General features: G+C 74.3%; 7 protein-coding genes and 1 pseudogene. 6 read left to right on the forward strand and 2 right to left on the reverse strand.

The features are described from left to right. The first annotated feature begins 29 nt into the window (after positions 1-29). The 5 genes from AB0F03_RS17470 (at position 30) to sucD (ending at position 7,496) form a co-directional block, all read left to right on the forward strand. The gene (locus AB0F03_RS17470) at positions 30-1,178 is read left to right on the forward strand and encodes an AAA family ATPase (RefSeq protein WP_361992125.1); all 1,149 of its coding nucleotides are present in this window, start codon (positions 30-32) and stop codon (positions 1,176-1,178) included. After that, complete coding sequence (locus tag AB0F03_RS17475; protein ID WP_361992128.1) at positions 1,175-3,655, forward strand: DUF5682 family protein; 2,481 nt, start codon at positions 1,175-1,177, stop codon at positions 3,653-3,655. Before AB0F03_RS17470 ends, AB0F03_RS17475 begins: the two co-directional genes overlap by 4 nt. Continuing rightward, positions 3,652-5,091, forward strand: a complete 1,440-nt coding sequence (locus tag AB0F03_RS17480; RefSeq protein ID WP_361992131.1) for a VWA domain-containing protein — start codon at positions 3,652-3,654, stop codon at positions 5,089-5,091. Before AB0F03_RS17475 ends, AB0F03_RS17480 begins: the two co-directional genes overlap by 4 nt. A gap of 315 nt (positions 5,092-5,406) precedes the next feature. Then, complete coding sequence (sucC, locus tag AB0F03_RS17485; RefSeq protein WP_356944786.1) at positions 5,407-6,585, forward strand: ADP-forming succinate--CoA ligase subunit beta; 1,179 nt, start codon at positions 5,407-5,409, stop codon at positions 6,583-6,585. 26 nt (positions 6,586-6,611) lie between these two features. Continuing rightward, the gene (gene sucD, locus AB0F03_RS17490; protein ID WP_361992134.1) at positions 6,612-7,496 is read left to right on the forward strand and encodes a succinate--CoA ligase subunit alpha; all 885 of its coding nucleotides are present in this window, start codon (positions 6,612-6,614) and stop codon (positions 7,494-7,496) included. Positions 7,497-7,683: 187 nt separating this feature from the next. On the opposite strand, the gene AB0F03_RS17495 is transcribed toward sucD, so the two are convergent. Beyond that, positions 7,684-8,646 carry a sigma factor-like helix-turn-helix DNA-binding protein gene (locus AB0F03_RS17495; RefSeq protein ID WP_361992137.1) on the reverse strand — a complete coding sequence of 321 codons (963 nt, stop codon included), beginning with the start codon at positions 8,644-8,646 and terminating at the stop codon, positions 7,684-7,686. A 96-nt stretch (positions 8,647-8,742) separates the two neighbouring features. On the opposite strand from AB0F03_RS17495, the gene AB0F03_RS17500 reads away from it, so the two are divergent. Continuing rightward, the gene (locus AB0F03_RS17500) at positions 8,743-10,728 is read left to right on the forward strand and encodes a DUF6350 family protein (protein ID WP_361992139.1); all 1,986 of its coding nucleotides are present in this window, start codon (positions 8,743-8,745) and stop codon (positions 10,726-10,728) included. Between the two features lie 44 nt (positions 10,729-10,772). On the opposite strand, the pseudogene AB0F03_RS17505 reads toward AB0F03_RS17500, so the two are convergent. After that, positions 10,773-11,420: pseudogene (locus AB0F03_RS17505) on the reverse strand (hypothetical protein); the annotation flags it as partial. Positions 11,421-11,551 lie beyond the last annotated feature (131 nt).

The raw sequence follows: 11,551 nt of genomic DNA on the forward strand, positions 1-11,551 counted from the left end.
AACCGGCCGAGCTGGAGGGGGCCTCAGCCATGTCTGTGTCCGTGGAGTCCGTGAAGTCCGTGGAACTGACGACCGCCGCATCCGAGCGCGACGAGACCGGGCAGGTGCTGCGCCCGCACGCCGAACAGACCTTCGCGGCCGAACTCGCCGCGCTCGCCGCGCAGGACGACCGCCCGCGCCCGGCCCGCTGGAAGCTGTCGCCGTGGGCGGTGGCGACGTACCTGCTCGGCGGCACGCTGCCGGACGGCACGGTGATCAGCCCCAAGTACGTGGGGCCGCGCCGGATCGTCGAGGTCGCCGTCACCACGCTCGCCACCGACCGGGCCCTGCTCCTGCTCGGTGTGCCCGGCACCGCCAAGACCTGGGTGTCGGAACATCTGGCCGCCGCCGTCAGCGGGGACTCGACGCTGCTGGTCCAGGGCACGGCCGGCACCCCGGAGGAGGCGATCCGCTACGGCTGGAACTACGCGCGGCTCCTCGCGCACGGCCCGAGCCGGGACGCCCTCGTGCCCAGCCCCGTGATGCGCGCCATGGCGGAGGGCATGACCGCGCGCGTGGAGGAGCTGACCCGCATCCCGGCCGATGTGCAGGACACGCTGATCACCATCCTGTCCGAGAAGACCCTGCCGGTCCCCGAGCTGGGCGAGGAGGTCCAGGCGGTCCGCGGCTTCAACCTCATCGCCACCGCCAACGACCGTGACCGCGGCGTCAACGACCTCTCCAGCGCGCTGCGCCGCCGCTTCAACACCGTGGTGCTGCCGCTGCCGGAGAGCGCCGACGCCGAGGTCGACATCGTCACCCGCCGGGTGGAGCAGCTCGGCCGCTCCCTGGAGCTGCCGGCCGCGCCCGACGGCATCGACGAGATCCGGCGTGTCGTGACCGTCTTCCGGGAGCTGCGCGACGGCGTCACCGCCGACGGCCGCACCAGGCTGAAGTCACCCAGCGGCACGCTGTCCACGGCGGAGGCGATCTCCGTCGTCACCAACGGCCTCGCCCTCGCGACCCACTTCGGTGACGGCGTGCTGCGCCCGGGGGACATCGCCGCCGGCATCCTCGGTGCCGTCGTCCGCGACCCGGCGGCCGACCGGGTGATCTGGCAGGAGTACCTGGAGACGGTGGTCCGCGAGCGCGACGGCTGGACGGACTTCTACCGCGCCTGCCGGGAGGTGAGCGCATGACCGGCACCGGCGCGGGCCCGGTGTACGGCTCGGGGCCCCTGCTGCTCGGCGTGCGGCACCACGGGCCCGGCTCCGCGCGCGCGGTGCGGGCCGCGCTGGACGCCGCCCGGCCCGGCGTCGTCCTGATCGAGGGCCCGCCCGAGGCCGACGCGCTGATCCCGCTGGCGGCCGACCCGGGGCTGCGGCCTCCGGTCGCCCTGCTCGCCCACGCCGTGGAGGAGCCCGGCCGTTCGGCCTTCTGGCCGTTCGCCGAGTTCAGTCCGGAGTGGGTGGCCATCCGCTGGGCCGTCGAACACGGCGTCCCGGCCCGCTTCATCGACCTGCCCGCCACGCACACGCTCGCGTGGCAGGAGACGGACGAGGGCGGCGGGAGGGGCACGGAGGACGAGGAGGGCGAGGTGGACGGTCCGGCGTCCGCCTCCGCCGGGGACGACGCTCCCGCGTCCGCTCTCGCCGCCGACGGCGACCAGGTCCGCGTCGACCCCCTCGCCGTGCTCGCCGAGTCCGCCGGGTACGACGATCCGGAACGCTGGTGGGAGGACGTCGTCGAGCACCGGGGGCCGGGCGGCCGGGACCCCTTCGCGCCGTTCGCCGCGGTGGCGGAGGCCATGGGCGTGCTGCGCGAGCGGTTCGGCGCCGGCGGGCGTCCCAGGGACCTCGTCCGCGAGGCGCACATGCGGCTGCGGCTGCGCGACGCCCGCAAGGAGGCGGGGGATGCCGTGGCCGTCGTGTGCGGGGCCTGGCACGTGCCCGCGCTGCGTGAGAGGCCCACCGTCGCCGCCGACCGGGCGCTGCTCAAGGGGCTGCCCAAGGTGAAGGCGGACCTGACCTGGGTGCCCTGGACACACCGCCGGCTGGCCCGGGCCGGCGGGTACGGCGCGGGCATCGACTCGCCCGGCTGGTACGCGCATCTGTTCCACGCCTCCGACCGGCCGGTCGAGCGGTGGCTGACCAAGGTGGCGGGGCTGCTGCGCGAGGAGGACCGGATCGTCTCCTCCGCGCACGTCATCGAGGCCGTGCGGCTCGCGGAGACCCTGGCGGTGCTGCGGGGGCGTCCGCTGCCCGGCCTGGGGGAGACCACCGACGCGGTCCGCGCGGTGCTCTGCGAGGGCTCGGACGTGCCGCTGTCCCTGGTGTACGACCGGCTGGTGGTCGGGGACGTCCTGGGCGAGGTGCCCGAGTCGGCGCCCGCGGTGCCGCTCCAGCGCGACCTGGCCCGGCAGCAGCGCGCGCTGCGGCTCAAGCCCGAGGCGCTGGAGCGCGAGCTGGAGCTGGACCTGCGCGGGGACACCGACGCGGGCCGCAGCAGGCTGCTGCACCGGCTGCGGCTGCTCGGCGTCGGCTGGGGCGAGCCGGCCCGGTCCCGGGGGAGCACGGGAACCTTCCGGGAGACCTGGCGGCTGCGCTGGGAGCCCGAGCTGTCGGTGCGGGTCGCCGAGGCGGGCGTGTGGGGGACGACCGTGCTCGCCGCGGCGCAGGCCAGGGCCGAGGCCGACGCGACCGCCGCGCCCGCCCTCGCCGACGTCACCGCGCTCGCCGAACAGTGCCTGCTGGCCGGCCTGCCGGACGCGCTGCCCGTGGTCATGCGGGCACTGGCCGACCGGGCCGCCCTCGACAGCGACGTCGCTCACCTCGCCGAGGCCCTGCCCGCCCTGGTCCGCGCCCTGCGCTACGGCGACGTACGCGGCACCGGCACCGGTGCGCTGGCCGAAGTCGCGGCGGCCCTCGCCGAGCGCGTCTTCGTGGGCCTGCCACCGGCCTGCGCCGGGCTGGACGCGGACGCGGCGGAGGAGATGCGCGGCCACGTGGACGCCGTGCACACCGCGGTGGCACTCCTGGCGGAGAGCCTGCCCGCCCCGGACACCCGGGCCCCTGCGGGCGACGGGGGGCGCGAGCAGCGTGGGGACCATGCCGGGTTGCGTGATCGCTGGCGGGGCGTGTTGCGGGCTCTGGCGCTGCGGGATACCGCGGCCGGGGTCATCCGGGGGCGGGCCGTGCGGCTGCTGCTGGACGACGGGGCGCTGCGGGCGGAGGAGGCCGCCCGGCTGATGGGGCTCGCGCTGTCGTCCGGCACGCCGCCCGCCGCAGCCGCCGCCTGGATCGAGGGGTTCGCCGGCGGTGGGGGCGGACTGCTGCTGGTGCACGACGAGCGGCTGCTCGGGCTGCTCGACACCTGGCTGACCGGCGTGCCGGCGGCTGCCTTCACGGACGTACTGCCGCTGCTGCGGCGCACGTTCGGTGCGTACGAGCCGGGGGTGCGCAGAACCCTCGGCGAACTGGTCCGGCGCGGCCCCGGAGGCGGTCGCGGAGACGGGCGTGGCGGGACCGCCGCCCGGACGGTCGCGGTGCCCGGGTTCGCCGCCGAACCGGACGCCGGGCGCGCCGAGGCCGTGCTGCCGGTGCTGCGGCTGCTGCTCGGCCTGGACACCGACCGTGACACGACGTACGACACCGGCTTCGCGGGAGTGGGCGCATGACGAACCGGACGACCGACCCGACAGCGACCGACCCGACCGTGAGCGAACCGGCGGCGACCGACCCGACCGTGAACGAACCGGCGGCGACTGACCCGGCGGCGAACGAACCGGCGGCGACCGAAGCGACCGTCCACGAACCGGCCGTGAACGAACCGGCCGCGACTGACCCGACGGCCACCGAACGGGCGGCGACCGGACCGCCAAGGACCGACCCGACAGTGAACCAACCGACGGCGACCGACCCGACCGCGCTCGCAGGGGCCGTGACCGAAGCGGCCGTGACCGTGGCGCTCGACGCGCGGGAGCGGTTGCGGCGGTGGCGGCTGGTGCTCGGCGGGGACCAGGCCGACGGCACGGGCTGCGTGCTGTCCGGCCGGGACGCGGCGATGGACGGCGCGCTGGCCGCCCTCTACGGCAGGAGCGACACGGCACAGGCGGGCCGGGACCGCTCGGCGGGGCTCGGCGGCTCCGCGCCGTCCGTGGCCCGCTGGCTCGGGGACATCCGCACCTACTTCCCGTCCTCCGTCGTCCAGGTCATGCAGCGCGACGCCATCGACCGGCTCGGCCTGGCCGCCCTGCTGCTGGAACCGGAGATGCTGGAGGCGGTGGAGGCCGACGTGCACCTGGTCGGCACGCTGCTCTCGCTCAACAAGGCGATGCCGGAGACCACCCGGGAGACGGCCCGCGCCGTGGTGCGCAAGGTGGTCGAGGACCTGGAGGGACGGCTCGCGAGCCGCACCCGGGCCGCCGTCACCGGCGCCCTGGACCGCAGCGCGCGGGTCAGCCGGCCGCGCCACCACGACATCGACTGGAACCGCACGATCGCGGCCAACCTGAAGCACTACCTGCCCGAGTACCGCACGGTCGTACCGGAACGGCTCATCGGCTACGGGCGGGCCGCGCGGTCGGTGAAGAAGGAGGTCGTCCTGTGTGTCGACCAGTCCGGGTCGATGGCGGCGTCCGTGGTCTACGCGTCCGTGTTCGGGGCGGTCCTCGCCTCCATGCGGTCGGTCGGTACCCGGCTGGTCGTCTTCGACACGGCGGTCGTCGATCTCACCGACCAACTGGACGACCCCGTCGACGTGCTCTTCGGTACGCAGCTCGGCGGGGGTACGGACATCAACCGGGCGCTCGCCTACTGCCAGTCACGGATCACCCGTCCGGCGGAGACCGTCGTCGTGCTGATCAGCGACCTGTACGAGGGCGGTATCCGGGACGAGATGCTGAAGCGGGTCGCGGCGATGAAGGCGTCCGGGGTGCAGTTCGTGACGCTGCTCGCGCTGTCGGACGAGGGGGCGCCCGCCTACGACCGTGAGCACGCGGCGGCGCTGGCCGCGCTCGGTGCGCCGGCCTTCGCCTGCACGCCCGACCTGTTCCCCGAGGTGATGGCGGCGGCGCTGGAGAAGCGCCCGCTGCCGATACCCGACACGGTCTGACGGACGGGGTCGCCCACGGTCTCACCGGGTCGGCGCCGGTCCGGTGAGACCTGGCAGATCGCCTGTCCGGGGCCCATACCGGCCCGGGTGCCGGCACCCCGTGCCAGGAATCCCGGCATCATGTGACAGGTATCACCGCTCAGGTGTGACCCGCGATTTAGGGGGCCCCCGTAAGCAGCGATAACCTGCGAGACGGACATGCCGCGCGCTCGGACACCGTGTGCGCTTCCCTAGTGACAGCGGACGTCACGTTGCCCTTCGCGGCACGCCCACGCATCCAACGAACCGCGAGATCACTGATAGGGACGGAAGCGCGTGGACCTGTTCGAGTACCAGGCGAGGGACCTCTTCGCCAAGCACGATGTACCGGTGCTGGCCGGTGAAGTCATCGACACGCCTGAGGCGGCGCGCGAGATCACCGAGCGGCTGGGCGGCAAGTCCGTCGTCAAGGCGCAGGTGAAGGTCGGTGGTCGTGGAAAGGCCGGCGGCGTCAAGCTGGCCGCCACCCCGGACGAGGCCGTCGCCCGCGCGACGGACATCCTCGGCATGGACATCAAGGGCCACACGGTCCACAAGGTCATGATCGCCGAGACCGCTCCGGAGATCGTCGAGGAGTACTACGTCTCCTTCCTCCTCGACCGTGCCAACCGCACCTTCCTCTCCATCGCCTCCGTCGAGGGCGGCATGGAGATCGAGGAGGTGGCGGCCACCCGTCCGGACGCCGTCGCCAAGATCGCGATCGACGCCATCGACGGCGTGGACGAGGCCAAGGCCCGCGAGATCGTCGAGGCCGCCAAGTTCCCGGCCGAGGTCGCGGACAAGGTCGCGCACGTCCTGATCAAGCTGTGGGACACCTTCATCAAGTCGGACGCCCTCCTCGTCGAGGTCAACCCGCTCGCGAAGGTCGCCTCCGGTGACGTCCTCGCCCTCGACGGCAAGGTGTCGCTGGACGAGAACGCCGAGTTCCGTCACCCCGAGTACGAGGAGCTCCACGACAAGGAGGCCGCCAACCCGCTCGAGGCGGCCGCCAAGGAAAAGGGCCTGAACTACGTCAAGCTCGAGGGCGAGGTCGGCATCATCGGCAACGGCGCGGGCCTCGTCATGAGCACCCTGGACGTCGTCGCGTACGCCGGTGAGAAGCACGGCGGCGTCAAGCCGGCCAACTTCCTGGACATCGGTGGCGGTGCCTCCGCCCAGGTGATGGCGAACGGCCTGGAGATCATCCTGGGCGACCCGGACGTCAAGTCCGTCTTCGTGAACGTCTTCGGCGGCATCACCGCCTGTGACGAGGTCGCCAACGGCATCGTGCAGGCCCTGAAGCTCCTCGAGGACCGCGGCGAGAAGGTCGAGAAGCCGCTCGTCGTCCGCCTGGACGGCAACAACGCCGACCTGGGCCGGAAGATCCTCACGGACGCCGACCACCCGCTGGTGCAGCGCGTCGACACCATGGACGGCGCGGCCGACAAGGCCGCCGAGCTGGCCGCCGCCAAGTAAGCACGAGGACGAGGACTCACACCACCATGGCTATCTGGCTCAACAAGGACAGCAAGGTCATCGTCCAGGGCATGACCGGCGCCACCGGCATGAAGCACACCAAGCTCATGCTCGGTGACGGCACGAACGTCGTGGGCGGCGTCAACCCGCGCAAGGCGGGTCAGACCGTGGACTTCGACGGCACCGAGGTACCCGTCTTCGGGACCGTCAAGGAAGCCGTCGAGAAGACCGGCGCCGACGTCTCCGTCATCTTCGTGCCGGAGAAGTTCACCAAGGACGCGGTCGTCGAGGCCATCGACGCCGAGATCCCGCTGGCCGTCGTCATCACCGAGGGCATCGCCGTGCACGACACGGCGTCCTTCTGGGCGTACGCCGGCAAGAAGGGCAACAAGACCCGGATCATCGGTCCGAACTGCCCCGGCATCATCACCCCGGGCCAGTCGAACGTCGGCATCATCCCGGGCGACATCACCAAGCCGGGCCGCATCGGTCTGGTGTCGAAGTCCGGCACGCTGACGTACCAGATGATGTACGAGCTGCGGGACCTCGGCTTCTCGACCGCCGTCGGCATCGGTGGCGACCCGATCATCGGCACCACGCACATCGACGCGCTCGCCGCGTTCCAGGCCGACCCCGACACCGACCTGATCGTCATGATCGGTGAGATCGGCGGCGACGCCGAGGAGCGCGCGGCCGCGTTCATCAAGGAGAACGTGACCAAGCCGGTCGTCGGTTACGTCGCGGGCTTCACGGCGCCCGAGGGCAAGACGATGGGCCACGCGGGTGCCATCGTCTCCGGTTCCTCCGGCACCGCGCAGGCCAAGCAGGAGGCCCTGGAGGCCGCGGGCGTCAAGGTCGGCAAGACGCCGACCGAGACGGCCAGGCTGGCCCGGGAGATCCTCAGCGCCTGATCTCCCAGCCGCATGCCGGCAGGCCCGTTCCCGTCGTCCGGGGCGGGCCTGCCGCCGTTTCCGGGTCCGGCTCGTGAGGCCGGCGCCGCTCGTGAGGCCGGCGCGGCTCGCGGGGACGGCGCCGCTCGTGAGGACGGCGCGGCTCGTGAGGACGGCGTTGTGAGGACGGCGGGGGACCGGCCCGCGTTCAGCGTGGCTGCGGCATGACTCTTTCCGGGCCGCCCGCCTCCGACCGGTGCAGCTTCGCCCGCAGCACCAGCTCGCTCCGGGACAGCGGGCCCATTACCGCCGGTGGCGGGACTCCCTGGACCGCCTGCGCCGGGGCGACCGGTGCCTCGTACCGGGTCGGTGCCGTCCGCAGCGTGAGCGTCGTCGCACCGATGATCGTCACGGTGAAGGCGATGGCCGCCCGGGTCCAGAACACGTTCCGGCGTTCGCAGCCGGTCCGTACGGTCGTCGGCCGGGGGGCGCGCAGCCGCTCGGCCGAGGCCAGTTCGAGCAGGCGGCGGTGGAGTGCGGCCGTGTCGGCCAGTTCCGGCAGCAGCGCCACCACCGCCTGGCGGGCGTGGGTCAGCCGCTTGGCGGCGGCCGGTGTGCTCGCCTCCGTCTCCGCCGCCGTCTCCGGCAGGTCGAGGCCGACACCGTCGTAGAGGACGAGCGTGCGCCGGTACGTCGGCGGGAGTTCGAGCAGGGCGTGCAGCAGCGCACGGTCGGCGGGGTCGGCGGGCGGGGGTTCCGGTTGCCGGTAGCGGGGGCGGAAGCGGTGCCAGGGGGAGAGCGCGCAGTCGTACGCCACCGCCCGCACCCACCCGGCCGGGTCGCGGTCCCGGGCCACCTCGGACCAGCGCTGCCAGGCCAGCTGGAAGGCGCGCTCCACGGCCTCCCGGGCCAGTTCCCGGCGCCCGGTCAGCAGATACGTCTGGCGTACGAGGGCGGGGGCACAGAAGGCGTACAGCGCGTCGAAGGCCTGAGAGGGTGTCAGGGGCTCGGATCGGGGGGTGAGGGGCGCGAGGGCGGGACCGCCCGGGTCCCCCTTTCCGGACGCCTGGGGCGCCGCGGCGAGCTGAGCCCGTGTCAGTGACCGGCGTCGGCGCAGGCGTCGGCGTCCGTTCGGCGGTGGCAGCGGGCTGGCAGGGCTCTGCGTCGTCACCGTGCACCCTTTCGTACGAAAAAGAACATAAACGTATATTGAGCGACACAGCGGAGGTTCGCCTGTTACGACGGGAAAGCGCGTGTCGTTGGGAGCATGGCGTGCGTGATCCAGATGACCGCGCGCCGTTCGTCGTTGCCACCCCTGCGCACCCGGATGCGTGACCGTTCACCCGGCCTGGCCGCGAGCCTGCTCGGCGGGGCCGTCGCGGCCGGACTCGGACTCGGTTCGTTCGCCGTGCTGGTGATGGTCCTGTGGGTCAGCTCGCCGTACCCCGACAGCGGGCCGGACGGTGCGCTCCACATCGCCGCCGCCCTGTGGCTGCTGGCGCACGGCGTGGAACTGGTCCGCACCGGCACCCTCTCCGGCGCGCCCCTGCCTGTCGGCGTCACCCCGCTGCTGCTGCTCATGCTGCCGGTGTGGCTGGTGTACCGGGCGGCGCGGGACGCCACCGACGCGTCGGCCGAGCCGGACGGCCCGCCACCGGTGCCCGCGCGTACGGCGTGGACCGGCGTGGTCCTCGGCTACCTGACCGTCGGCGCCGCGGCGGCGCTGTACGACGCCGGCGGCGAACTCCGTCCCGAGTGGCCGTGGGTGACGGCGTGTCTGCCGCTCGTCGTGGCCGGCGCGGCGGCCCTCGGAGTGTGGTCGGCGTACGGCTGTCCGCGTGAACCGGTGCTGCGCGCGCTGGCGGTCGTGCCGGGTCCGGTACGGCGGCTGGTGGCCGGTGGCGACGCGTGGGCGCGGCTGGAAGCGGCCGTACGCGCCGCCGGTGCCGCGACGGCCGTGCTCCTCGGCGGCGGGGCGCTGCTGGTCGGCGTGTCTCTGGTGTGGCACGGCGAGCCGGCACGGGCCGCCTTCGTACAGCTGACGGACGGCTGGACGGGACGGTTCGCGGTGCTGCTGCTCGGCATCGCGCTGATTCCCAACGCGGCGGTGTGGGCCGCGTCGTACGCCCTCGGCCCCGGCTTCGTCCTCGGCGCCGGGCACCTGGTCCACCCGTTCCTCTCCGATCCCGCCCCGCTGCTGCCGCCCTTCCCGCTGCTGGCGGCGGTGCCGGACCCGGGCCCCGGGACGCAGCTGAACTGGGCGGCCGGGCTGGCCCCGGCGGTGGCCGGGGCGACGGCGGGGTGGTTCGTGGCCCGGGCGGCCGTGGGGCGGCCCGGCCCCGGGAGACCGGCACCGGCCCGCTGGCCGGCCGCCCGGACCGCCGGGGTGGTCCTGCTGACGGCGACGGTCTGCGCGGTGACGCTCGCCCTGCTCGCCGCGCTGTCCGGCGGCCCGCTGGGCGTGGCCCTGCTGGCCCGTCTCGGCCCGGTGTGGTGGCGGACCGGGGCGGCGGCCGGGCTCTGGACGGTGACGTTCGCGCTGCCCGTGGCGCTGACCGCGCGGGCCTGGCGGCTGCGGGGCCGGCGCGGTCGGGGCGAGGCGCTCCCGGCGCCGGGCGCGCAGCCGGGGGTCGCGGCGGCGACGGACGGCAAGGGCTCCGGGAAACCGGCGGAGGCGGTGAAGGCGGCCGGGACGGCGGACGCGGATGAGGGAACGGTGCCGGTGCCGGACGCGGGCTGGACCGACCGGGCGGCGTCCTCCGACGGGGAGCCGGTCCAGGCGGGCGGGGCCGGAGCCGGGTTCTGGGCCAGGGCCAGGGGGGCCGGCAAGGAGGAGGGCACGGAGCAGCGGAAGAGCGCCCGCGGCCAGAAGAAAGCGCACGAGGAAGAGCGGGGACAGAAGGCCAGGCCGTCCGCGCGCGGGGCGGCCACGCCCCGTACGGCCGCAGCCGCCGAGGAGGACCTCTACGACTTCCTCCCGGCCGACGACCCGTTCCCGACGCCGTTCAGGGAACCCTTCCCCACGGAATGGCACGACGACGTCGCCCGTGCCTCCCGATGGGCGGCCCTGAAGGAGGCGGCCACGGCCCGGCACGTCCCCGAGGACACCGAGACCGACGCCGACACCGGTACCGGCACCGGCACCGGCACCCGCACCGGCACGGGGAACGCGGCGGGCTCGGGCGGCGCGGACGGCGCGGGAGGCGCGGACGAGCTGCCCCCGGCCCGCCGTGCCGACACCCCCGAACCGTGAGGTGCCCGCGCCGGCCCGCTACCGGTGCCGACGCTGCCGCGGACTCAGCTGTTCTCCACGCCCAGCACGCCGCGCAGCTGATGCGGCAGCAGGGTCTCGCAGGACTGCTTGGCCTCGTGGGTCAGGGCGTCACCGACGCAGGTGTAGTAGTCGCGGTAGACCAGCTGGACGGTGAACGTCGAGGCCACCAGGATCAGCGCCAGGGACGCAGTGACCAGGCCGCTGACGGCCGCTGTCGTCTGGGGCCGGCCGTTGGGCGCCGCCGGTGCGTCCGGTGCGTCCGGCGCCGGGCGGCTCGGCTTGGCGCGCAGGGCGCTGCTGCCCCAGTACAGGGCCAGCGCGGCCAGCAGCAGGGCCACGTACGGCCAGCTGAACAGGACGAAGAAGACCGCCCACATGCCGGACAGCAGGGCGTACCGCGCGCGGCGCTGGGCCGGGTCCGCCGGGTCCCAGCGCATGCCGGGGCCGGCCGGTCCGCCGGGGCCCTCGGGGCCGCCGCCGGGCCGCTCGCCGAAGCTGCCGGGGGAACGGCCGGGCTGGTGGTCGCTCCACTGACTTCCCGAGGAGGGATCCGGACCGTGACCCTGTCCGTGGCCGGACGGGCCTCCGGGGTGCCGCGGCTGCCACGGCCGGTCCGGCGCGCCCTCCGGCGGCGGCGCGAACGGATTGCCGTCCTGCGGCCCGCCGTCCCGCCCGGAACCTTCCTGCCCGGAACCTTCCCGCCCGGAACCGGAACCCTCTCGCCCGGAGTCGCCGGAACCGGAACCGTTCCGCCCGGAGTCGCCCTGTCCGGGACCACTCCGTCCGGGACCACTCTGCCCTG

This window comes from Streptomyces sp. NPDC028722 (genome assembly GCF_040637655.1).
Classification (GTDB): Bacteria; Actinomycetota; Actinomycetes; order Streptomycetales; family Streptomycetaceae; genus Streptomyces.

Bases quoted from the DNA above. Each gene is read 5' to 3' on its own strand.
- AB0F03_RS17500 (WP_361992139.1), top strand. From the start codon at position 8,743: ATGGCGTGCGTGATCCAGATGACCGCGCGCCGTTCGTCGTTGCCACCC.
- AB0F03_RS17470 (WP_361992125.1), top strand. From the start codon at position 30: ATGTCTGTGTCCGTGGAGTCCGTGAAGTCCGTGGAACTGACGACCGCC.
- sucD (WP_361992134.1), top strand. From the start codon at position 6,612: ATGGCTATCTGGCTCAACAAGGACAGCAAGGTCATCGTCCAGGGCATG.
- AB0F03_RS17475 (WP_361992128.1), top strand. From the start codon at position 1,175: ATGACCGGCACCGGCGCGGGCCCGGTGTACGGCTCGGGGCCCCTGCTG.
- AB0F03_RS17480 (WP_361992131.1), top strand. From the start codon at position 3,652: ATGACGAACCGGACGACCGACCCGACAGCGACCGACCCGACCGTGAGC.